Origin of the sequence: Acinetobacter sp. WC-743 (assembly GCF_000335555.1) — a bacterium.
Taxonomy (GTDB): Bacteria; Pseudomonadota; Gammaproteobacteria; order Pseudomonadales; family Moraxellaceae; genus Acinetobacter; species Acinetobacter bereziniae.
Window position 1 is genome coordinate 1 of record NZ_AMFQ01000152.1, and the last position, 24720, is coordinate 24720.

At 39.7% G+C, this 24720-nt stretch carries 21 protein-coding genes and 1 pseudogene; 17 read left to right on the forward strand and 5 right to left on the reverse strand.

All coding sequences use genetic code 11. From position 1 onward, the window contains the following. Positions 1-563: 563 nt before the first annotated feature. Positions 564-1388: a class I SAM-dependent methyltransferase gene (locus tag ACINWC743_RS23015; RefSeq protein ID WP_009587254.1), complete on the forward strand. Its 825-nt coding sequence runs from the start codon at positions 564-566 to the stop codon at positions 1386-1388. Positions 1389-1415: 27 nt separating this feature from the next. Here ACINWC743_RS23015 and ACINWC743_RS23020 read toward each other — a convergent pair whose 3' ends face one another. The 3 genes from ACINWC743_RS23020 to ACINWC743_RS23030 form a co-directional block, all read right to left on the reverse strand. Then, the gene (locus tag ACINWC743_RS23020) at positions 1416-2789 is read right to left on the reverse strand and encodes an ATP-binding protein (RefSeq protein ID WP_035301612.1); all 1374 of its coding nucleotides are present in this window, start codon (positions 2787-2789) and stop codon (positions 1416-1418) included. Further along, positions 2786-3457: a response regulator gene (locus ACINWC743_RS23025; RefSeq protein WP_004831272.1), complete on the reverse strand. Its 672-nt coding sequence runs from the start codon at positions 3455-3457 to the stop codon at positions 2786-2788. Before ACINWC743_RS23025 ends, ACINWC743_RS23020 begins: the two co-directional genes overlap by 4 nt. Positions 3458-4127: 670 nt before the next feature. Continuing rightward, complete coding sequence (locus tag ACINWC743_RS23030; RefSeq protein WP_009587270.1) at positions 4128-6356, reverse strand: phosphocholine-specific phospholipase C; 2229 nt, start codon at positions 6354-6356, stop codon at positions 4128-4130. Positions 6357-7095: 739 nt separating this feature from the next. Between ACINWC743_RS23030 and ACINWC743_RS23035 the strand changes: the two genes are divergently transcribed. Next, positions 7096-8301 carry an alpha/beta hydrolase family protein gene (locus ACINWC743_RS23035; RefSeq protein ID WP_009587222.1) on the forward strand — a complete coding sequence of 402 codons (1206 nt, stop codon included), beginning with the start codon at positions 7096-7098 and terminating at the stop codon, positions 8299-8301. 270 nt (positions 8302-8571) lie between these two features. On the opposite strand, the gene ACINWC743_RS23040 is transcribed toward ACINWC743_RS23035, so the two are convergent. Then, a complete protein-coding gene (locus ACINWC743_RS23040) occupies positions 8572-9393 on the reverse strand; it encodes an IclR family transcriptional regulator (protein WP_005029768.1) in 822 nt (273 codons plus the stop codon). Positions 9394-9651: 258 nt separating this feature from the next. Between ACINWC743_RS23040 and ACINWC743_RS23050 the strand changes: the two genes are divergently transcribed. The 15 genes and pseudogenes from ACINWC743_RS23050 to ACINWC743_RS25050 form a co-directional block, all read left to right on the forward strand. Beyond that, positions 9652-9957: a non-heme iron oxygenase ferredoxin subunit gene (locus ACINWC743_RS23050; RefSeq protein WP_005029766.1), complete on the forward strand. Its 306-nt coding sequence runs from the start codon at positions 9652-9654 to the stop codon at positions 9955-9957. A 25-nt stretch (positions 9958-9982) separates the two neighbouring features. Continuing rightward, positions 9983-10282 carry a recombinase-like helix-turn-helix domain-containing protein gene (locus tag ACINWC743_RS23055; protein ID WP_009587234.1) on the forward strand — a complete coding sequence of 100 codons (300 nt, stop codon included), beginning with the start codon at positions 9983-9985 and terminating at the stop codon, positions 10280-10282. A 17-nt stretch (positions 10283-10299) separates the two neighbouring features. Beyond that, entirely contained in the window at positions 10300-11367 is a 1068-nt protein-coding gene (locus ACINWC743_RS23060) for an aromatic ring-hydroxylating oxygenase subunit alpha (protein ID WP_009587219.1), read from the forward strand. Next, positions 11360-12124 carry an SDR family oxidoreductase gene (locus tag ACINWC743_RS23065; protein WP_035301616.1) on the forward strand — a complete coding sequence of 255 codons (765 nt, stop codon included), beginning with the start codon at positions 11360-11362 and terminating at the stop codon, positions 12122-12124. The genes ACINWC743_RS23060 and ACINWC743_RS23065 overlap by 8 nt, the downstream gene beginning before the upstream one ends. A gap of 11 nt (positions 12125-12135) precedes the next feature. After that, entirely contained in the window at positions 12136-13065 is a 930-nt protein-coding gene (locus ACINWC743_RS23070) for a VOC family protein (protein ID WP_009587224.1), read from the forward strand. 27 nt (positions 13066-13092) lie between these two features. Then, positions 13093-14304, forward strand: a complete 1212-nt coding sequence (locus ACINWC743_RS23075; protein ID WP_009587236.1) for an NAD(P)/FAD-dependent oxidoreductase — start codon at positions 13093-13095, stop codon at positions 14302-14304. Positions 14305-14344: 40 nt separating this feature from the next. Next, positions 14345-15568, forward strand: a complete 1224-nt coding sequence (locus ACINWC743_RS23080; protein ID WP_009587257.1) for an MFS transporter — start codon at positions 14345-14347, stop codon at positions 15566-15568. Positions 15569-15591: 23 nt separating this feature from the next. Further along, positions 15592-16113, forward strand: coding sequence for a cupin domain-containing protein (locus ACINWC743_RS23085; RefSeq protein WP_009587221.1), 522 nt, complete (start codon positions 15592-15594; stop codon positions 16111-16113). 32 nt (positions 16114-16145) lie between these two features. Further along, on the forward strand, positions 16146-16961 hold the full coding sequence (locus tag ACINWC743_RS23090; protein ID WP_009587261.1) for an alpha/beta fold hydrolase: 816 nt from the start codon (positions 16146-16148) through the stop codon (positions 16959-16961). 22 nt (positions 16962-16983) lie between these two features. Then, the gene (locus ACINWC743_RS23095; protein ID WP_035301626.1) at positions 16984-17778 is read left to right on the forward strand and encodes an SDR family oxidoreductase; all 795 of its coding nucleotides are present in this window, start codon (positions 16984-16986) and stop codon (positions 17776-17778) included. Positions 17779-17787: 9 nt separating this feature from the next. Continuing rightward, on the forward strand, positions 17788-18579 hold the full coding sequence (locus ACINWC743_RS23100; RefSeq protein WP_009587244.1) for an aspartate dehydrogenase: 792 nt from the start codon (positions 17788-17790) through the stop codon (positions 18577-18579). A 12-nt stretch (positions 18580-18591) separates the two neighbouring features. After that, a complete protein-coding gene (locus ACINWC743_RS23105) occupies positions 18592-20058 on the forward strand; it encodes an aldehyde dehydrogenase (protein WP_009587263.1) in 1467 nt (488 codons plus the stop codon). Between the two features lie 38 nt (positions 20059-20096). Continuing rightward, positions 20097-21737, forward strand: coding sequence for a thiamine pyrophosphate-binding protein (locus tag ACINWC743_RS23110; RefSeq protein ID WP_009587248.1), 1641 nt, complete (start codon positions 20097-20099; stop codon positions 21735-21737). A 161-nt stretch (positions 21738-21898) separates the two neighbouring features. Next, the gene (locus ACINWC743_RS23115) at positions 21899-23092 is read left to right on the forward strand and encodes a hypothetical protein (RefSeq protein WP_009587265.1); all 1194 of its coding nucleotides are present in this window, start codon (positions 21899-21901) and stop codon (positions 23090-23092) included. Between the two features lie 244 nt (positions 23093-23336). Next, positions 23337-23453: pseudogene (locus ACINWC743_RS25050) on the forward strand (IS5/IS1182 family transposase); the annotation flags it as partial. 429 nt (positions 23454-23882) lie between these two features. Here the strand turns inward: ACINWC743_RS25050 and ACINWC743_RS23120 are convergent. After that, positions 23883-24326: a hypothetical protein gene (locus ACINWC743_RS23120; protein ID WP_009587238.1), complete on the reverse strand. Its 444-nt coding sequence runs from the start codon at positions 24324-24326 to the stop codon at positions 23883-23885. Positions 24327-24720: the final 394 nt, after the last annotated feature.

Sequence of the window (24720 nt, forward strand, 5' to 3'; positions counted from 1 at the left end):
AAATTAAGTAGGTGAAAAAGAAAAAGCTAAATTTACACGACGGAGTCTTACATCCAAAGTTTAAATTTATGGAATAGCCTTCGGCTCGAGGTACTTTTGTTTTGGCATGAGGAGCAAAGCTCCGCAAGGGCAACCATCTTGCGCAGCGACATCGCTGCTCACCGCAGAACTCGTTCACTATCGTCAAAATATTCAAAGTTTCGCAGAAACTTTACTTATTAGAAGGAGTCTTGCCTCAAGCAATTGCGGATGACGTTTTCGCGTATCCATATTCATCTAGCTCCAAAATTTAATTTTAGAGTTACTGCGTAACATCAGTTAATAAAAGAAATACGTCAAGAAAATGTGTAGATTCCTCATTCAAAAAATATGATTAAATGATAATGATATTTATTTGCATTTATGTTGCGTTAGGCTTAGCATGATGTCTAGCTTTTCATGATGTTGATCAATGAACTAAAACAGTGTGTCGGGGGGAAGACTTGGTTTTTGTGAATTTTTCCCTTTTGAACGTGAGCATCAATCAGTTCAAAAAAGATATTTATTTTTAAAAGGAAAGTACAATGAATAAGATTGCCTTGAATTTACAAGATGAAATTGCTGATACTTTATTGATTACATTGTATGCAAAGTCCGTAGAAACACGAAAACAAGATCCTCTGATCAACGATCAAACGGCTTGTGAATTGGTCGAAAAAATTGATTATGATTTTTCAAAATACAAAAATAAAACCGCAAGTTCAGTTGGGGTTGCAATTCGCTCTAATCATTTTGATCAGAAAGTGAAGCAATTTATTCAATGTCATCAAAACCCAATAGTTGTTTTTGTTGGGTGCGGATTAGACACGCGTCTTCAACGTATTGGTGAAAGTGCTCAGCAAGCACAATTTTATCAACTCGATCTCGATGAAGTGATAGAACAACGAAAGAAACTGTTATCACCACAAGAAAATGAACATTTAATTGCCAGTTCCATGCTCACGACAACATGGATGGATCAATTGAAACAAGATCACCCTCAAGGGGACTTTATGTTCGTCATAGAAGGGGTGTTAATGTATTTTAATGAAGCACAAAATAAACAAGTTCTTATCGGTTTGGCAGAGCGTTTTTCAGGGGCAGAAGTACATTTTGATATGCTGAATCAATGGATGAGCACCAAATCATCATTACATGACACTGTGAGTAAAACCAAAGCAACTTTTAAGTTTGGTCTAGATGACGACAAAGCGATTGAAGCTTGGCATCCTAAACTCAAATATGGGCAGACTTATTTATTTAATCAGTTTAAAGGTTGGCGTCGAATGGGCATTATTTTAACTACTTTAATGTCAATTATTCCGCAAATGAAAACATCTTCACGGATTTTAATGTATCGAATTAAATGACGCTTTTAAAAATGCCAATAATTTATTTTAGAGCCTTTTATCGAGATAGATGGTGACTTTTAAACCTTGTGGCTGGTTGTGACTAAATTGAATGGAATAACCGTAGCGTTCAAGGATCAATTTAACCAAAGATAAGCCCAATCCATGTCCATTATTTTGCGACGATTTACGCCAAAATCTTTGTGTTAATAAAGTTAGTTCATTGTCAGCGAGTCCGATACCATGATCAACGATCATCAATTTACCTTTTATTAATTGAATTTCAATTGTTTGCTGAGAATTTGAATGAATATATGCATTTTCAATCAAATTTTTTAAGATGATATTCAACTCAGTTTCAGGAATTTGAATAGTTTGCTCAACCGCTATAGTCAGGTTTAAATTGTTTCTGATTTCAGGGTAGTTCGACTCAAGTTCAAGCATAACTTGCTTTAAACTTTGACCAATATCTGTAGAGACAGGCTGAAATGCTTGTAAAGTCATAGCCTCCATCTGACTGAGCAATAACAGTTGTTTTAATAGTTGTTCATAGCGATTGATACTATGTTCTGCTTGTTCAAGGTTTTTAAATGCCGCATGATCTGTCATTTGAGACTGAGCTAACATGAGTTTACTCAGTTGAACGTGTGTTTTGATTGCGGTCAATGGACTACGCAACTCATGTGCAGCGAATGCGGTAAAACTCTTTTCATTTTCAAGACTTTTATGAAGTTGTTGAATTAAATCAAATAAATTGTCCACAAATGGCTGGATTTCTTTGGGAGTATTTTGTGACTTCAATTCAATCAAATAGAGGGCGGATTCCGATAAATTCTGTTTTTTCTTAATCAAGGTATTGGAAATATTTTGTAGCGGACGAAATTCCACTCGCATAATCCATAAAATCAACAGAATACATAAAAAGAGTGTAGCGATCAGTGGGATCAAAACGGATTGTAAAATTTGTTTGAGCAATGAGTGGCGTAGTTGCAGTTTTTCAGCAGTTACCACCTGAATATTGCCTTTTTGAATGACATAACTGCGCCATTCTGTATTCTGATAACGCCATGTACTAAAACCAGTTTTTTGTGTCTGTAGATTTTCTGGCGCACCACGAGTTCGAGCCACGATTTTTTGTTCAACGGCAATATTTGAGCTAAAAACTGAGACCTCACAGGCAATCAGATTTGGATGATTAATATCCTGAGTCTCATGTTGGAGTGCTGAATGAATGTCTTGTAGAGGGAGCTGTTGGACTAAACGGATCACCATATGTGCTGAGGCTGATAAACGTTCATCTAAGGTGTCTTGTAAGCGTTTGGCTAAATCAAAATAAAGCCAACAGAAAACAAATGACCACAGTAATACAAAGATAACAGTAATACTGACCACGAGCCTCCATTTGAGACTGTATCCTTTCACTTGCTTTGCTCCGGATTTTTTAAGATATAACCGACCCCTCGAACGGTTTGAATAATATTGCTATGAATTTTCTGTCTTAGATGATGGATATGAACTGAGATTGCGTTACTTTCTATAGAATCTTGAAAGCCGTAAATTTTATCAATCAGTTGTTCATTTTTTAAAATTTGATTTGGATAGAGCATAAAGATTTCAAGCAAACTGTATTCACGTCGAGACAAGCTTAATAATTGATTTTGATAAAAAACTTCTTGTGTCTCACAGTTAATTTTGAGCTCACCCATCTGTAATATATTGGAAGAATAGCCAGCATAGCGGCGTGACAATGCCAATATTCGCGCAATAAGCTCATTTAAATCAAAAGGCTTAGTGAGGTAATCATCGGCACCAGCATTTAATGTCTCAATGCATTGTTGAGTTCGATTGCGTGCGGTTAAGACTAGAACAGGGATATGAATTTGATCTTTTCGCCATGATGCAAGTAATTCTAAGCCATCTTGGTCTGGAAGCCCCAAATCCAATAAACACAGGTCTACTGAACTTTGACGGATAAAATAATCAGCTTCACGAGCTGTTCGTGCATGTTCAACTGAAATGTTTAAATAATCTAGTGCAGCCAATATGCTTTGAGCAATGTAGGGATCATCTTCAACTAATACGACAAACATGAGATTTCCTCGGTAGATGACTGCATTCTACAAATAAATTCGCTTGTTAATACTTTCTTAATGATTGTTTTTAATTGATCAACAAGATTGGTTAAAAATAAGATAAGAATGGTTTAACTATAAATGAATAATCAATACATTATCGTGACTTGAGGGCTAAATCAAATGACAAACTTGTCGTTGATTTATCCAAGCGTTGAATTGGAATGTGGTCTAAATAGACAGAGAATATCTTGACTCAAAAATAATCAAGCGATATGAATAACTCGGGGCAAGAAAAAATAAAATAATTAAAATAAAAAGCCGGTTACTTTAACCTAAGTTCGATAAGAATTCTTGATGAAATATGATACTCGGAAACGTCATCCGCAACTGTTTGAGGCAGGACTACTTCTATAAAGTATTGTTTCTGCGACTGATTAAATATGTTGCTGGTGGTTGACGAGTTTTGCGGTGAGCAGCGATACCGCTGCGCAAGATGGTTGCCCTTGCGGAGCTTCGCTCCTCATCCCGAAAGAAAAGTAGGGCTAGCCGCAGGCTGATCCTGAAATTGGGTGAGAACTCAGCAAGACCTTTGAGACGAAATGCGTATAATTAACCAATCATAAGCCCCTTAATTCTAAAACTAAGGGGCTTATGCAAGGGCTGAATTCGTTAAAATGCTAAAGAATTAAACCATGGCTGGGTCGCTGACGGAATCTGCACCTGTTTCAACTCGCCCTGCAAAACGGCGATAAAACTTGGCATCTTGACTACAGGTCACAGCAAAATCATACCATTGCCAAGCATCTTTTAATTCCCAGTGTTGAGTTGAAGTTTGACCTGCTTTTACCGTGATTTTTAATGGCGAATCAGTTCGATAAACCACTGGGGTAATCACAAACTCAGTATCTTTAGCACCCGTATTGTTCAGGTCGACATAAACATTGCCATTAGCAATATCATAACAAACACGGATTTCAGGATTGATCTGCAAATCTTGATTTCGATTCAAATCACCTTTGAAATGACGGTGAAAACCATTTGGCCCCATGATCCAAAGATCATAGAGACCTTGATTGTCCTTTTTGACATTCCACACATCATCCAAAGTCTTACCTGCTTCGACGATATAGCGACGTGGAATACGGCTTAGATTTAATTTGTCATACACATGAAAAACTGCACCTTGAGTTCCTGTGTTAGCAAACAAAAGTTTTACTGTTCCATCACTTTGACAACGTGCACTGGTATGTAATTCATAAGGCAAAGCTTTTGAACGACGAATACCACTGGCTTGAATTGGAAGTTGTAAATTGGTGGGGATTGGCACATTGGGTAATTTTTGTTGTGCTGATCGTAATTGATCTGCTTGTTCACGAGTTTGTTTACCATTTAATTCAGGCAATACATCTTCATTGGGTGTTTTAAAGTTAAATGCTGTGGTCAAATCCCCACAGATCGCACGACGGTATGGGCTAATATTGGTTTCTTTGACCCCAAAACGTTTTTCTAAAAACATCAATACCGAAGTATGGTCGAAGACTTGTGAGTTAACAATGCCGCCACGGCTCCACGGAGAAATCACAAACAAAGGCACTCGAGGTCCAGGTCCATAAACGCCATTGTCTTTTTTAGGCTGACCACTACTACCGAGAGGTGCATCATGGACATAGTATTCATACTGCATATCGGTTTGGCTAAGTGTAGATTTACCTGCATAAGTATTATCTGCAAGTAATGCAGGTGCAGATGGCGATGGTACATGGTCAAAATAACCATCATTTTCATCAAAATTAATCAGAAAGACGGTTTTACTCCAAACCTCAGGAACAGCTGTTAACGCATCTAAAATTTCTTGAATAAACCATGAACCTTGTACTGGGCTTGATGGTCCAGGGTGTTCACAATATATGGATGGTGCATTGATCCATGAAACTTGGGGTAATTTTCCTGTTTTAATGTCATTTTTAAATGCATCTAAAAACTCTTCAGGTTTATTGCCAGGTAATGTGTTAGCGATCCCTTTATACAGTGGATTTTTCGCATTGTCTGTACTGGCATCATAGGCTTTATATGGTAGTTTCTGTGCTGCGGCATTGTATGGGCTATTGGGTGCACCACCACTCGAAACAGGATAACCAGAATCAATATTGGCTTTTTTAAAGGTACGGAATGCACCTAACATATTATCTCCCCATTCATCTGGCATGTTTTGATAACAAATCCAATTGACCCCAGCCTCTTCTAAGCGTTCAGCATACGTTTTCCACGTATAACCAATATCCACATTTTTTGGATCACCATCAATCCAATCCCATTCGTTATTTACGAAGGCAGTGCTGGTCGGTACTGCGCCGTTGGTTCCAGTTAAATGAAATGAGCGATTGGCATCTGTACCCGTATGCATGGAGCAATGATAAGCATCGCAAATGGTAAAGGCATTTGCCAAGGCAAACTGATATGGAATTTCTTGTTCTTTGAAATAACCCATCGCATAATCAGTTTTGTAGGTTGGCCAGTTGGACATACGCCCATTGTCCCATGCCTTTTGACTATCCACCCAAGTGTGGTTTGTTCCTGGTGCACGTTGAGCATTATTACTTGAACCATCTAAGTGGAACGGGGTAAGTAGTGCACCATTACTTCGTTGTTGCTGCCAAACACTACGCCCATTTTGCACAGGTATAGTGATACGGTCTGCAAAGCCCCGAACGCCTTTAAGTGTTCCAAAATAATGGTCAAATGAACGATTTTCCTGCATCAGGATGACGACATGTTCAACGTCTTGAATAGTTCCGGTTTTGTTGTTGGCGGGAATAGCGAGTGCTTTTTGAATACTGGCTGGAAAGGCTGATAAAGTTGCTGCCCCAAAACCTGTTTTAAGGGTATTTGCTAAAAACTGACGACGATCAATCACAATATTTCTCCTAATTCAATTTTTGTATTTATGACTTATGGTGCACAACGCATAACTGGTTTTTTGGAACCATCAGGTTGAGCCGTAGAGTGATCATCATTGGAATCGTTACAAGCAGTAAGCAGCAGTAGAATGGGAAAAATATAAAAATATGCGCGCCATTGCTTTGAGTTTTTTAACATCTGGTTCATCCATAATTAAAGATGTCCACACCATAAACAGCGCTTGTGACAACTGAGTGTCATCTTTATGACAGCTCATTGACATGAAGAAACAGACAAATAAGTGTGAAAAATTGAGTTCACAATATGACGCTAAAATGCTCGAAAAATATAATGAAATGCACATGACTCAATTTAAATGTGGTAGCAGGTGATCTATCGCTATAAGTCTCACTTTATTTTTTTAATCAATTTCAAGCTATTTTTTTCATTTTCATCAAAATCTTAAACCAGATCAGGATTTTATTCAGTCTTATTTAAACGATAAATTTAGAAGTTTTTTGACATTTTTGATGCAGGTGTGGGCAGTTGATTTGAAGATATAGCAATCGATCAATCTTAGTAAAAATCACATAAATAAAAAATTATCTCAAATGATGTCTGAATAAAACGGTTTGAATCTATTGCTCTAGACTGATATAAATTGAATTGTTTGTATGTAAAAAATAGTTTTGCATATAAAACAAATTAAAACTAAAGCACGATAAACATCAGCCAGCAAACTAGGGAAATATGAGATGAAAAGGAAATATAAACGTGTAGGGGAAATAATGATTTTTCTGAATTATCAAACATTGAAAAGCAAGATGATGGTGATCGGAGGTCTATTGACATCATCATTGTTACTCGGTGCTTGTATGAATACGGACAGCAGTCAAAATGCGACTACAGGAAAATTAATATCTGTTCAGCAAGATATAGATATTTCTACATTACCAGACGCCGCAAAACGTGTGCAGATTTCATATACAACAAGCTCATTTAATGGCAAAGCGACAACAGTGAATGGTCTCATGACATTGCCGAAAACACCTGTTCCTCAAGGGGGCTATCCTGTGGTGAGTTGGGGCAGTGGCACAACCGGATTTGCTGCGCAATGTATGCCTTCTCAAGCCGTAAATGCAACACGTGATGCATATCTCAATGAATGGTTAAAACGTGGTTATGTCGTCTTGCAAACAGATTATGAAGGTTGGGGTGGTTCTGTAGGGCATCGTCCATTATTGGATGGAAAAAGCAATGCTGCTGCTTTGACGGATATAGTGACCGCTGCACATCGGTATTCTAATCAACTCAGCAATGAATGGATTGTCGTAGGACACAGTGAAGGCGGTGGTGCGGCTTTGTGGGTTGCCGGGCTCACTCAACAAGCGGGTGGGAAATATCCCTTGAAAGGTGCGATCGCAATTGCACCTGTAGGACCAGGGATTCTAAAATTCATGGACAATGCTGTGAATGGTGGCGTAGTTCATGCCCAACCATTTTTATCAGTCACAGTGCTTGGTGCAAATATTGTAGATCCAAGTATAGATTTGGATAAGTTGCTGAAAGCACCTATGAAACCACAAGTTGAAGCAGCAAAGACACAATGTCTTGCACCTTTGTTTAAATTAAAACAGTTGCAAGCTGGGCAATATTTAAACGCGGGTGCTGATTATGACAAAGTTACTGATTTTTTGAAAACAGCTCAAGATCCATCACGATTGACCATGAAAGTCCCTGTAACCATTATTCAGGGCACACAGGATGAAACCACAGTCACGCCTCTGACAACTAAAGCGATGATTTCAAGTTTTTGCTCTCGTGGCGCAACAGTTGAATATCACGAGTATTCAGGAGAAACACATCGTTCAGTCATTCCTGTATCTCAAGAAGATGCCTTTAGTTTTGCAAAAAAAGTTTTTTCCAATCAGCCAACTAAGAATGTTTGTAAAAAGGATTGAATTTAAATCGTGCTTGGTATGTCGCCATTATCGTGACTGTCTTAGTAATAGGTCATACGAATTCTGTCTGAATGCCAAAACCATTCAATAATAAGATTCTAAGTAAGCATAACAATTGTCATTTTACCATTAGGGCATTCCTATTCTTATCCAATAGAATGCCCAGATCGCATTTACCAATAATGTTCGTTGACACTTTCAGCTCATTTAATCCACACAATGAATTACACACCACGACATAAAATGGATGTGGTTGAGTAAAGATAACTGCTATTGCATATAAATGAACTTTGAAATTTTATCTGCATAGTCCACGACATCTTGAGAGATTTCATTTTTAAATACATCTTCTGAATAGGTGCTGAGTGGGCAACTGACTGAAAGCACGGCAGCAATTTCTTGTGTGGCTTGATTATAAATCGGTGCAGCGCTGGCGGCCATATCTGTATTAAAGTGTCCCCAACTAATCATAAAGCTTTGACTGCGAACGTATTTTAAACGCTCTAATAGTGCTGCCAAATTTTGAGGCGTTCGATCAGAGTAGACTTTCCAATCGTTAAAATGTTCATAACGTTTGATCACTTCAGACTCAGGCAAACGAGAAAGTAATAATTGTCCAATGACCGTGGCATGCGCATGCCAACGGGTTCCGATATGGACATTACTGGTAAATGAACCGATCGATTGAACATTGCTGGTAAACACAATATCAGTACCTTCTAAAATTGATAGATGTACCGCTATTTTAATTTTATCGCGCAACTCTCGCATAATAGGTGCAGCAATATCGGTGAGTGAGGATTTTGAGAGGCTATTAAAACCCAACTCCATCACATTGCTATTTAAGGCATACGTTTTTTGCGACATTTTTCTTAAATAACCACAAAACTCAAGTGTGTGAATTAAACGAAAAGCACTTGAACGATTGACATCTAATTTCTCTGCAATTTCAGAAATGGTCATTTCCTGATGGTGCTGATCAAATAATTTTAATATGGCTAATCCACGTACCAAACCGGGTACTAAATAGCGCTCATCGGTATTGGATTCCGCGTTTTGCTCTAAAAGAACATCTGTCGTTGTTGAATTCATTGTTAAGTTAACCTGTGTTCATCATGAAATTCCTCTAAAAGGAACTGTTGTATTTTAATCAGCAAATTTTTTATCTCAATGTTTATATATAAAACATTTTTTTCATTAAAAAACTTACAAAAATGTGATTTTTTATTAATCCATTGATAATTAACAAAATATAAAAATTGACAATTAAAATGATCAAAGCTTATGCTATTCATTATGTTTTAAATGCTAAATTAAGTTTTATATATAAAACAAAATAAGGATGCAATAATGAGTTGGATCTCAGTTTGTCAGCAAGATGACATTACCGAAGATGAGCCTAAAGCCATTGATGTCGACGGTAAAAAAATTGGTGTGTTTTTCATCGATGATCAATATTTTGCAATCGAAAATGTTTGTCCACATGCCTTCGCTTTATTAACAGAAGGTTTTATTGAAGATCAGACTGTGGAATGTCCATTGCATGAGGCGATTTTTGATATACCCACTGGTGAGTTAAAAAGTGGTCCGGGATGTCGTGATTTATGCACTTATCCCGTGCGGATTGAAGGGCAGGATGTCCAAATTCAACTATAAGTTTCATTAAGAAGGATGGAATCTCATGAATACATTTAATGAGAAGCTCGCGAACTGGATTCATGCCACGCCAGCAACTGAAGCAGGAATAAACAATATTCAAATCCCAGGGCAACCTGAATTATTGGTGTGGCAAACCCGTTATAAAGCGCCCACGGTCTATGAACAGGATTTTGTTCAATACTTAATTCAAGCTTTTTCATCAGGGATCACTGAGCTAGATGAGCTTGTTCAATCTTTAAATCAGCAAGGTTTTCGCTGTGAATCTGGTGAAGCATGGACGTCTGAAACATTCTCAGACGAAATGCAACGTTTAGGTTATTGATTCAAGGAAGAAAAGAGATGAATGCAGCAGTATCCGTAACACCAAGTGTGGAAGAGTATTTAGATTTAGGTCTACGTGATCAATGGCATCCTGTTTTAGCCAGTTGGGAAGTTGCAGCTAATCCTGTTGGAATTACACGCTTGGGCGAAAACATTGTGGTGTGGCGTGATGATCAGGGCCAAGTACATGCCTTAGAGGATCGCTGTCCGCATCGTGGCGCTCGCCTCTCTTTGGGCTGGAATTTGGGCAATCGTGTGGCTTGTTGGTATCACGGGGTCGAAGTCCGCCATGATGGTGTTGTTGAAGATGTACCCGCAGTGCATGAATGTCCAATGAAAGGCACCAGTTGCGTCAAGAGCTATCCAGTGATTGAACAGCATGGTGCGATTTTTATGTGGTTTGGTATTGATGCCAAAGAACCAGCAAAGCCACTTGAATTTCCAGAACAATTGGCCAGTGAGGCATGGAGTTCATTTCTGTGTCAGGCAGATTGGAAAGTCAATCATCAATATGCCATCGATAACGTGATGGACCCTATGCATGGCAGTTATTTACATTGTACTTCGCATTCAATGGCTGAAGGCGACCGCACTGCGGAAATGAAACACCGTTCAACAGAACATGGCTTTGTTTTTGAAAAAGAAGGTCAAGTCGGTGTGAACTTTGATTGGGTTGAATATGCCAATACTGGAGCAAGCTGGTTGCGCTTGTCGATACCTTATCGTAAAGACTTTGGACCCGGCGGAGAGTTTTGGATTGTTGGCTATGCTACGCCAATCGATGCCAATAACACTCGTGTGTTTTTTTGGCGTTGTCGTAAAGTGAGTGGTTGGCAGCGTAATGTTTGGCGTTTCTTATACCGCAACCATTTAGAAAAATTGCATTGGGATGTGCTTGAGCAAGATCGCATTATTTTAGAAAACCTTGCACCACACGCTCGTCAGCAGGAATTTCTTTATCAACATGATGTTGGACTATCTCGTCTGCGTCGTTTAATGAAAAAAGAAGCGGAAAAGCAATTAAAGAAAATTGCCAATTTAAAAAGTGCAAATCGTATTGAGTTGCAGGAAGAAGCGCATGGTTAACATGGCATTGTTGCAAGGTAAAAAAGTCCTTGTCACAGGCGCAGCCAGAGGTTTGGGGCGAGACTTTGCCCAAGCTATTGCGGAAGCAGGTGCCCAAGTGGTTATGGCAGATATTTTGACAGACCTGCTTGCTGAAGAGGCGAAGGCATTAAAAGCCAAAGGGCTTGATGTGGATGCTGTCACGATTGACTTGGCAGATAACATTTCAATTCAACAAGCTGTTGAACAAGCTGTTGTCCGATTATCTGGACTCGATGGTTTGGTTAATTGTGCTGCACTTGCAACCAATGTTGGTGGGAAGGACATGATGGACTATGACATGGAGCTTTGGGAACGAGTCATGAACATCAATGTTAAAGGCACTTGGTTGGTAACTAAGGCTTGTGTGCCATATCTCAAACAGTCAGCCACTGGCAAAGTGATCCATGTTGCTTCAGACACCGCTTTATGGGGTGCGCCAAATTTGATGGCTTATGTGGCGAGCAAAGGCGCATTAATTGCAATGACCCGTTCTATGGCAAGGGAACTCGGGCAGTTCAATATCTGTGTCAATACCTTGTCTCCAGGTCTAACCTTGGTTGAGGCCACAGCATATGTCCCACAACAACGCCACGATTTATATGTCAATGGTCGAGCAATACAACGACAGCAGTTACCACAAGATTTAAATGGAACAGCACTATATTTACTGTCTGATTTGTCCTCATTCGTGACTGGACAAAATATTCCAGTCAATGGTGGCTTTGTCTTTAATTGAAGAGGTATCCGATGATTACAGGGATTGAAATTTTAAAATTTGGTGTAGAAGACAGAGTTGCTTCGAATAAATTTTTGGCAGACTTTGGTCTCCAAAAAATCGAGTCGGATATCGATGGAACTGATCTTTATCAAACCCAAAATGCGAGCAAGATTTATCTATTTGACTGCGATGATTTACGTTTGCCACAGGCGATTGAAACTGGTTCAACCTTGCGAGAAGTGACTTGGGGAGTTGAGAACCCCCAGGATTTATCTGATTTATCGCTGCGTCTAAAAGATGTAGAAGGCTATCAAGAGTCTGCTGGTATGCTGCAATGTCTTGATCCAAATGGCATGACCATTCGCTTTCAGCAAAGTTTTACTCATGACTTACCGGCATTAAAAACAGAAGGAATTAACCAATACGGCAGTATCAATCGAGTAAATGCAGCAAGTCCTGTATATCAAAAAGGACAGCCTGTTGCGATTGGTCACGTGGTGTTTTTTACTCCTGACTTAGAAAAAACAGAGTCCTTCTATATCGAAAAGATCGGTTTTTTCTTATCAGATGCCTATCGCAATCGTGGAGCCTTTCTACGTTGTCGCGGTCAAGGTTATCACCATGATTTGTTCTTGCTATCAGTACCGAATAAACCTGCTGGGCTTAATCATGTCGCATTTGTCGTACGTGATATTCATGAAGTGATCGGTGGTGGCTTAAACATGAACCGTTCTGAATGGTCAACTTTTATTGGTCCGGGTCGTCATCCAATTTCTTCGGCTTATTTTTGGTACGTCAACTCGCCTTTGGGTGGTGCATTTGAATATTACACCAATGATGATTATTTGACGGAAGAATGGCAGCCACGCGTGGAAGAGCATCGCCTAGAACTGTTCACCGAATGGGCCATTGAAGGTGGTTTGGATGATCAGACCCGTAGACAAGTTAAATCTGTGTAAAACACGCCTGAATTGAGAGCACAAGCTATGCAAAGAGTGGTGATCGTGGGTGCAGGACAAGCCGCAGGTTGGGCTGTCAGTACACTGCGTCAAAATGGATATTCAGGTGAGATTCATGTGGTTTCAAATGAAGACCGTGTATTTTACGAACGTCCACCCCTGTCAAAACAGGTGTTATCAAGACAAGCAAGCTATGAAAGCCTGCATCTATTTTCTCCTGAACAGGTTCAGGACTTTAATATTCAATGGCATAAGCCTGCGATTGCGACACATGTGGATCGCCAGCAGAAAAATGTAGTTTTAGATAGTGGTGAAATTTTACCCTATGACAAATTATTGATTGCTACAGGAAGTCGAGCTCGCGTTCCTGTCAATTCATGGCAATTTATTCCCAATGTGGTGACTTTACGCAATGTCCAAGATTGTGAACGATTGTCAGGCATTTTAGATCAGACACAAAAATTAGCTGTGATTGGCGGAGGTTGGATTGGCTTAGAGATCGCAGCGACTGCTCGTCAACAAGGTAAAGAAGTACATATCTTTGAATATGGTGATCGCCTTTGCGCACGTAGTGTGAGTCCAAAAGTATCACAATTTCTAAAAAACTTACATGAACAGCAAGGCACTCAGATTCACTTAAACAGCCAAAATCTACATTTGGTTGAAGCAGGGCTAAAGCAAGTCGAAGTGCTAAATCATCCACATGGCAGTGAACTGTTTGATTGCGTCGTGGTGGGTGCTGGTGCAGAGATTGCAAAAGAGCTGGGTGTGAGTGCGGGTTTGGACGTTAAAGATGGCATCGTGGTGAACGGTTTCGGTCAAACCTCAGATCAGGATATTTACGCTGCGGGTGATGTCGCGATCCATCCAAGCTTGGGATATTGCATTCAGTCTTGGGCAAATGCTCAAAACCAAGCGATTGCAGCAGCGAAATCAATGTTGGGCATTGAAACGGAATATACCGATATCCCATGGTTATGGTCAGATCAGTATCACTACAATATTCAGGTTTTAGGGACTTATCAGCCAGAGAGCCCTCAGCATATTGTATTGCGACAGAGTTCAGCTGAACAGTGCAGTTATTTGTATCTTGATCAACAACATCGTTTATTGAATATGGTCGCAGTCAACGATGCAAAATTGGTCAAATTGGCAAAGCGCTGGATGCAATCTGGAACTGTATTAGACCCAAAATTATTAGCAGACCCTGAATTTAATGTCATGAAATTAAAACCATAGGCATTAAGTACGGTTCATGACTCAATCGAAGGAATGAAATATGAGTAATGAAGAGAAAAATGGATTAAAGCATTGGGTTCCTGCTTTTGTCCTCATGGTGTGTGTCGTTCTGGCATTCTTCGACAAAATTAGTATCGCTGTACTATTTGCTGACCCTCACTTTCAAGGTGCAATGGGGATTGCTGAAGATAAAGCAAAACTGGGATGGCTCATGACCAGTTTTTTGCTGGCTTATGGATTTTCATCTGTATTTTTAAGTTTTTTGGGCGATATTTTTAATCCCAAGAAAATGTTGTTTTGGAGTGTTGCATCTTGGGGTTTGCTGATGTTCTGTATGGGCTTTACCACCAACTATACAGGCATGTTGATCTTACGTGTTTTGTTGGGTTTGGCAGAAGGTCCATTGTTTGCACTTGCTTATACGATCGTAAAACAAACTTATACAGATCATCAGCAAGCGCGTGCATCGACGATGTTTCTGTTGGGTACGCCCATTGGAGCATTCTTAGGTTTCCCAATTACTGCGGCTGTGCTTGCACATCATGATTGGCATACAACATTCTTTGTCATGGCAGGATTAACTGTAATTGCATTACTGGCCATTGTATTTGGGCTGCGTAATTTACAACTGAAGAAAACCATTGAGTTGGAGTCAACCAATAAACGTATCAACTTTAAAGGACATATTCAAAACACCAAGTCGTTGTTGCAGAACAGTTCATTTTGGTTGGTGTGTATTTTCAATATTGCATTGATGACTTATTTGTGGGGCTTAAACAGTTGGGTACCGTCTTATTTGATTCAAGACAAGGGCTTTAATCTTAAAGAGTTTGGGGTTTATTCCAGCTTCCCATTTATTGCCATGTTACTGGGCGAAGTGATTGGTGCATTTCTTTCCGACAAGCTAGGACGCCGTGCTATCCAAGTCTTTAGTGGCTTACTGGTCGCGGGAATCTTTATGTATGTCATGGTCATTATGACCAATCCAATTTTAGTCATCGCAGCGATGTCTTTAAGTGCCATGGCGTGGGGCTTTGGTGTCGCTGCAGTATTTGCATTACTCGCTCGAGTGACTACAGCGGATGTGGGCGCAACAGCAGGTGGAATTTTCAATGGTCTAGGTAATTTTGCCAGTGCAATCGCACCTGTTTTGATTGGCTACATTGTAATGCAAACCCATAGTTTTAATTTAGGAATTACCTTTTTGGCAGCAGTTGCCGTGATTGGATCATTCTTCTTGCTTCCTTTATTGAAACGTTATTAATCAAAGATATTCAGGAGTTAAAAATGACTACTCAACAATTTGAAACATGGACTCAACCGAGCGGTACAAGTTTAGAAGATTGGTTAAATGCACGAATTGCCCGTTTTGAAACACGCAAATATGATTTTGATGCTTTGAAGTTTCAAGCTGACTATGACCCGAAATATCGTCGCGCGCAAATGCGCTATATGGGAACAGGAGCAACAGGTGTTGCCGATGATAACAATACTGTTCCAGCTGAAAACTTTACGTTTTCTACCATGGTGCTCCCACCGCAGTGTGAAGGTCCTTTGCACATTCATCATGATGTGGAAGAAGTGTTTTTTATGCTACGTGGTGAGATTGATCTGTTCATTGAGCATAACGGTGAGAAATTCCAAACCAAGCTGAAAGAGCGTGATCTAATTTCGATTCCACCTGGGATCTACCGTGGCTTGTTTAATCCAGGTCAGGAAGATGCCTTGATGTGTGTGATGTTAGGTGCGGGTAAACCGACGATTCCAAACTATCCGCCTGAGCATCCATTGTCTCAAATCAAACGTTAATCGTTTGATCGGATACCGATATAAGGAATGAAATGATGACACTGATTGATGTATTAGCCAAATATCCAGTTAAAACCGTAATCGTCAAGGATGATGTGCAAGCTTACCGCGAGGCGGGACAAGGGCAGTACTTGGTTTTACTACATGGCATTAGCTCAGGTTCAGCATCTTGGATCAATCAGCTTGATGTACTCAGTCGTTATTTTCATGTGATTGCTTGGGATGCGCCAGGTTATGGTCAATCAGCGGGTTTAAATACGTCTCAACCGAATGCAACAGATTATGCGCAACGTTTGTTCGGCTTGTTGGACGCTTTGAATATTTCCAAGGCATTTTTGATTGGACACTCCCTTGGCGCTTTACAGGCCAGTGCTTTTGTTCATCTTTATCCTGAGCGGGTAAGTGCCTTGATTCTTGCTAACCCAGCGCAAGGCTATCAACGTTCGAGTGAAGATGTGAAAACTCAAGTTTATCAAAAACGTCCAAACATGCTGAAAACACTGGGTAATGCAGGTATGGCGGCATGTCGTGGACCGTATTTGATTTATAAACAAGATGATCAGGCTTTAGCTTTGGTGAATGAAGTGATGAGCCATCTCAGTTTAGATGGTTTCACTCGAGCCTCTTATTTGCTGGCTTATGATGAAATCAGAAATTATTTAACAGCAGTAAACGTTCCTTGTGCAGTGATTGCCGGTGATAAAGATGAAATAACCCCTGCAAAAGCAATCAAAGAACTCAACCTAGAGATGCAATTGGGCAGTTACCATCTCATTACAGATGCAGGTCATCTGAGTTATGTCGATCAACCTGAACAGTTCAACAATATTGTTTTATCAGTCAATTAAGATTTAAACGAGAGATATGGATATGAGCTTCCACATTAAAGGAAAAGTAGCAGTTGTCACAGGTGGCTCGTCAGGGATTGGTTTGGCTGCAGTCGAAATTTTAGTTGCTGAAGGCGCCAAAGTGGCATGGTGTGGTCGAGACCAACAACGTTTGACAGCTTCGCAAAACTCTATTTTAGAAAAATACCCAGATGCTGAAGTTTTTACCAAAATCTGTAATGTTCTAGACAAAAATGATGTTCAACAATTTGCTCAACAGGTCAATCAGCAACTCGGCAATGTTGATATGTTGATCAATAATGCGGGTCAAGGGCGTGTTTCAACTTTTGAGAATACTCAAGATGAAGATTGGATGAAAGAAATTGAATTGAAATATTTCAGTGTATTACATCCAGTTCGCGCATTTTTAAATGATTTAAAACAGTCGCAATGTGGTTCGATTACCAATGTCAATTCCTTATTGGCGTTACAACCAGAACCTCACATGATTGCAACCTCATCTGCACGTGCAGCTTTATTAAATCTAACACATTCTTTAGCTCATGAATTCAGTCAATACGGCATTCGTGTCAATTCGATTCTGTTGGGCATGGTGGAATCTGCGCAATGGAAACGCCGTTTCGAAAACCGTTCGGATGCAAACGCAACGTGGGAAAAATGGACAGGCGATATTGCAAAAAACCGAGGTATTCCCATGCAGCGCTTAGGTAAGCCAGAAGAACCTGCACATGCTTTGGTATTTCTGGCATCACCGTTGGCGTCTTATACCACAGGTGCAGCTTTGGATGTATCAGGTGGTTTTAACAAACATTTATAAGGTGTTTCCATGAAACAGTTGATGATGATTGGTTTTGGCGCAATGGCCGCAGAAGTGTATGCCCATCTACCTCAAGAATTACAACTCAAGTGGATTGTTGTACCTGTACGGAGTGTTGAAAAAGTTCAGGCACTTGTTTCAAGCAATGTACAGGTGATCAGTTCAGTTGATCAGTGTCATGGCACACCAGATTATGTGATCGAAGTGGCAGGGCAAGCAGCAGTGAAAGAGCATGCACAAAAAGTACTTGAAAAAGGTTGGACCATTGGTTTGATTTCGGTGGGAACTTTGGCAGATAACGAGTTTTTGACTCAACTCAAACTTACGGCTGAGCAGCATCATGCACATCTGCATTTACTAGCAGGCGCAATTGCAGGAATTGATGGAATTTCAGCAGCCAAAGAAGGCGGGCTGGAAAAGGTCACCTATAAGGGCTGTAAGAGTCCAAACAGTTGGCGTGGTAGCTATGCAGAACAGTTGGTTGACCTTGAACATGTAAATCAAGCAACTGTGTTTTTCAAAGGAACAGCCAGAGAGGCGGCGTTGAAGTTTCCAGCCAATGCCAATGTTGCAGCTACGATTGCGCTTGCAGGCTTAGGAATGGATCAAACTATGGTTGAGTTAAGTGTTGATCCGCATATCAACAAGAACAAACACACCATTGTAGCGGAAGGCATGTTTGGTGAAATGACCATTGAATTGATGGGTGTGCCGTTGGCAAGTAATCCAAAAACTTCAACATTGGCTGCATTGAGTGTGATTCGTGCATGTCGTAACAGCGTTGAAGCAATTCAGATATAAAAGGATTTGATCATGGTAAAGCAAATTTATATCGCAGGTGAATGGCGATTAGGCAAAGGCAATATTATCCAAAGTGTGTTTCCAGCTGATCAATCTGTAAATGCAGAAATTTCGACTGCAAGTTTGGATGATGTTGATGAAGCAATCAAAAAAGCAGATTTAGCATGGCGACAACCAAGTTGGCGCAACAGTATGCCGCATGAACGTGCACGAATTTTATATAAAGTGGCTGAGATCATTGAAGCACGTGTCGAAGAACTAGCCCAATTACAAACCCGTGACAATGGTAAACCTTTAACTGAAACGCGTGCTTTGGTCATGAGTGCAGCTGCAACAGCACGTTATGTGGCGGCGGCTTGTGAAACGTTAAATGATGAATTAACAACACAACGTGCAGCAGATTTCATGACCATGAGTGTGCATGAACCTGTGGGTGTTGTTGCAGCGATCACACCGTGGAATTCGCCGATCGCCAGTGAGGTGCAAAAACTTGCCCCTGCAATAGCGGCTGGAAATGCAGTCATTCTTAAACCCGCAGAGGCAACCTCTTTAATCGCTTTGGAACTTGCCAAAATCTTTGAACAAGCTGGCTTACCCAAAGGCTTATTAAGCGTTTTGGTGGGGCGTGGTTCTGTGATTGGTGATGCAATCGTAAAACATCCATTGGTACGTAAAATTTCATTTACTGGGGGGACAACAACGGGTCGTCATTTAGCACATCTTGCTGCGGAGAAATTAATCACCACTTCTTTAGAACTTGGTGGCAAATCACCGACCATTGTATTGCCAGATGCAGATATTGAATTGGCTGCTAAGGGGGTGGCTTACGGTATTTTTAGTTCGGCAGGACAGGCGTGTATTGCAGGTTCACGGTTATTTGTTCATCGCAGTATCTATGATCAGTTTCTCAATCGCTTGATTGAAATTACCAAAGCTTTACGTGTAGGGCATCCTGAGACTGCAGGTGTGCATCTCGGTTCTTTAATTAATCCTAAGCATTTGGCATCTGTGGATGCATATGTCCAATTGGCCAAGCAAGAAGGTGGTCAAGTCGTAGTAGGTGGTCAAGCGTTGACGGATGGTGAGTTGGCAAAAGGCAGTTATTACTTACCGACCATTATTACGGGTTTGGATAATGCTGCACAAACCTGTCAGGAAGAGATTTTTGGTCCCGTGTTAGTCGTCATCAAGTACGACGATGAGGCTGATTTGATTACCCAAGCCAATGCAAGTTGTTTTGGATTGGCCGCAGGTATTTGGACTGAAAATTATCGTAAAGCGTGGCAAATTGCCCGTGCTTTAGAAGTGGGCACAGTTTGGATCAATACCTATAAAAAATTCTCGATTTCGGCACCGTTTGGTGGATTTAAAGACAGTGGCATTGGTCGTGAAAAAGGACGTTTGGGCATTTTGTCCTATATGCAGCAAAAAAGTATTTATATGGGATTAAGCGAACAACCAAATCCTTGGTGTGATTGAACCATTCATGGAATGAAAAAGTTTTTGAGGAACAAATAATGACAGAACGTGTAAATGTAGGTGAAGCAATCGCTCGGGTTTTAGAAGCACACCAAGTTGAGAGTATCTATGGTGTTATCTCGATTCACAACTTACCCATCGCTGATGCAGTTGGGCGCCGTGAAAAAATTCGTTTTGTCGCTGCTCGTGGCGAAGCCGGTGCGGTGACAATGGCAGATGGGCATGCGCGCTTTAAAGGTTTAGGGGTTGCTTTAACCAGTACAGGCGCAGGTGCAGGAAATGCTGTAGGATCATTGATCGAAGCAATGAATGCAGGTAGTCCAGTTTTACATTTAACTGGGCAAGTGGAACGTGAATATCTTGATCGTGATGCCAGTTTTATTCATGAAACCAAAGATCAGCTGACTTTTTTACGAGCATCTAGTAAAGCTGCATTTCGCATTACCAGTCCAGAGAATGCTGTAGGGGTGATTCGTGAAGCAATTCGTGTTGCAACAACTGTACCCATGGGCCCTGTCAGCGTTGAGTTGCCTATAGATGTACAAGCGGCTGAAATCGATTTACCACTTAACTTAGGTCCAGTAAAAGCACTGGAATTACCACAGGCTGAGCAAGTTGAAGTTGATTTGATTGTTCAGGAAATTAAACAAGCCAAACGTCCGATATTTTGGATTGGTGGTGGGACATTGAAAAGTGTGGAAGAAGTTAAAGCCATTGCTGATTTGGGAATACCTATTGTGTCGTCTACCCATGCACGTGGTGTATTGGCAGATGATCATCCTCGTAGTTTGGGAGCATTTCATAATTCAGCAGCAGTTGAACAACTGTTAAAAGACGCTGATTTATTGGTTGTGGTCGGTTCGCGTTTACGCAGTAATGAAACGAAAACTTATTCAGTACAGTTTCCAGACAATATTATCCAAATCGATGCTAATCCAGTCGCACAACAGCGTAATTACACTGTACGTCACTTTGTCTGTGCTGATGCTAAACATGTGTTGCAAGGCGTAGTGGCTGGCTTAGCAGATGTATCAAAAGTAGATGCAGAATACGATAAAGCCATTGTTCAGGCAAAACAGGCAGCAATAGATGCTGTACGTACTCAGTTAGATCAATATGCCCTGATTTGTGATTACTTACGTGCCGCATTACCTCAAGATGGTATTTTTGTCCGAGATATCACCATGTCGGGCAGTACTTGGGGTAGTCGTTTATTTCCAGTACAAGCACCGAATCTCAATATTCACTCTTTAGCTGGTGCTATTGGTCTCGGTCTAGCAACTGCGATAGGCGCTTCAATTGCCAATCCAGACAAAAAAGTGATTGGTCTAGTTGGTGATGGTGGCTTGATGTTGGGTATCGGTGAGATTGCCACCATGGCACAAGAAAATACCAATATGGTGCTGATGATCATGAATGATGGTGGTTATGGCGTGATGCGTGGTATCCAAAATAATTACTTTGGTGGACGCCAATATTTTAATGAATTACATACCCCTGACTATCAAGCTTTAGGAGAAGCAATGGGAGTCAAAAGCTGGAAAGTCGGCAGTGCTGATGAATTTAACACAGTCATTCAGCAAGCCGTTGATTTTCAAGGTCCAAGTGTGATTGAACTGGATATGAAGTCGATTGGACCACTGAACTTTGCAGGACCACCACAAAAGAAATTGTATTAATTTTTAGATGAACATCTGAAAAAGCTATCGCAAGAGATTCAGATGTTCATTGATTTCACAAGGAGGATTATTTTTTTGCATAAAAATCAATAAAAACTATGTTTTACAGGTAAAACAAGAAAACCAACAGGATCGTTGGTAAAAAATTGAAGGAATCAGCTATGAAAAATGCATCTATAGTCACGTTATCTGCCGTATTATCTTTAGGTTATATGTCTCACACTTTTGCCCAAAACACAGCGCTTGAGTGGAAAAGCGAAGATCAAAGTGAAACCTTAAAGCTAGATGGTGTGATACGTTTTAATCATCGTTATGAAAGTTGGGATGGTCCCAATGTTGGTTTTGGTAAGCTCTATTTCGACATTTTTAAAATTACACTTACGGGTAAATTTGATGATGCTTATCTCAATGCATCTTATATCTTTCAAGATCAAGAGAAACGATCGATTGAGAAAGCTTATGTTGGGTATAACTTTGATGAAAATAAGAGTTTAGAGGCAGGTTTTGTCTATAAACCTTTTACCATTTATCCTTATACTCAAAATGGTTGGCTCAACCATATCCCTTTCTTTTTAGGTTATGGCAATAACAGTGCGCCAGGGATGAATTGGAATTTTCATAACACAGATTGGGATATTAAATTGGGATATTATCCTGAAATGTTGGCAACTAATTTGCGTTATTCACCAGAGAGTGCCACATATGATGATCTCGCCGATAATGCTTTCCCTACACAAAAAAATTATCAAAATGAAAAGCGTCATCAATTTAATACGCGTATTGTTCGCAAGCTAAAAACAGCATTTGGTCAGCAAGAGTTTGGCGTTTCAGGTGCATTCGCGCAATTGCACAATAAATTGACGGATAAAAATGGTCAGTATTATGCGTTGGGTGTGCATACTGATAACAATTACAAACGCTTTAATTTACAAAGCTCAGTGATTCATTATCAATATGATGCTGAAAATCCTGATGGTGTGAATAATGATATGACTTTGATGGGAGGAAATGGTTTAACTCCCGCTTATTTCATTGCTTCAGAAGGAACCGTTGCAAGTTTAAACCTTGCCTATATTTTGCCCATTCAAAATTTTGGACAATTAAAAGCAATCCGCTTCTATAACGACTATAGTTATTTTGATAAAAAGCGGAGTGATTGGGCTTCATCACAGATGAATACTACGGGAATGATGTTTATTGCTTCACCATTTTTGGTTTGGACGGATTACTTATGGGGTAAAAATGCCAATGTTGTTGGTGGCGCAGGTAATGCAACTGGCTGGACTTCTGCCTCATCAGATAAAAGCGATCAATGGAGTTATCGAATCAATTTAAATATTGGTTATAGCTTTTAAATAAGGAGTGAATTTAAACATAAAGTGCGAAAGATTTAAAAGTCTGATGATAATCAAATAATTGAGTTTATTATTTTTATTAGACTTGTTGCGAAAGTAGGTTTTTTAGTCATTTAGGTTTTATTTAATACCTTATAAATCAAAGATTATATCTGCTTAAATTTTGACTAGTGCAAGAGGTCTATTATTTAAAATTTAAGGGGCTGTACTAGATTAGCACATTGCTAATCTAGTACAGCCCCTTAATTCAAAATTAAAGACGTTTCGGATATTGTCTGAGTGGTATAGAAATAGGTGTAAACGCTTTGGTTTAAGAATGAATTTGATAGCCGGATTAATCAATTGGATGATTAAAAAATGATTTTCGCAAAAGGTCTACTGATTAAAAAGCTTTGTTAGCTTTGAAAAATATACTCTAATGTGAGTTCGACGCAAACATACCTTTAACTTATTGAAAAAAATAAGTCTCAGCGGAGTCTTGCTGAGTGTTCATCCAATTTTTAGATCAGCCTGTGGCTAGCCATACTTTGTTTTGGCATGAGGAGCGAAGCTCCGCAAGGCAACCATCTTGCGCAGCGACATCGCTGCTCACCGCAAAACTCGTCAACCAATAGTAATACATTTAATCTGTCGCAGAAACAATATCTTATAAAAGTAGTCCTGCCTCGAACAGTTGCGGATGACGTTTCCGAGTATCATATTTCATCAAGGATTTTTATCGAACTCAGGTTACTCTAAATGAGATCAAGCACAACCGTGCTCTTAAAGCATTTCAAGTTTAAAAATATGATTATGGTTTTGGTGAAAAAATAACTTCTATAGACGAGTGTCCACGTGTTTCATATACATAAGGTCCAATAAAGCTTTTGTTTGGATTTTTAGCAAAACTTCGATGCCACGCTCTTAATTTATTTTCAGACAACCATTCTAACTCTAAAGCATTATTGGGATGCCCAAAGTCGATGGTATTCACTGAAAACTGGTTAATCGACTGAATAAAAGCTCTACATCTTTCAGTTTCACCCTTTTTTAGTACTGATACTTGAACTTGTGTTGCACCACCAAACATCGCATCATTTGCACGGCATTGAAGTACCTGAACATGATAATGACCTTGAGGTGAAGGGAGGTCTTTGACAACTTTATTGACACTGCTCGATTGACATGCAGATAAAAATAGCATCAATGTAGTTATTCCAAGAATTTGTTTTATATTGATTTTATCTAATTGCATCGTATAAGCCTTTTGCATATTGATAGATGAATCTTTGTTATAATCCCAGAAAGTTTAAGCAAAATAGCATCAAATAATTTGATTTTTGCACAACAGACTAGTGTGAGTATTGCATAATATTTCAACAAATATGAAATAAAGTTTTTGATCAATAATTCTATTTTTTTAAATTATTTTTCATGTGTTTATTTTTTAAGTATGTCTCATATTTTTGGCAATATGAGAAATACCAAAATCAGATTTACAAAAAAATGATATAAATAAAAGCGTACTTGCTGAAAAATAAGCAGAAGTTTTAAGCTAAGTTTGAACCTTGGATAAAATATAGATATTTATTTCAACAGAAAAAGGATCAAGTATTCGCTGTATATAGAAAATTTTTTATGTAAAACGC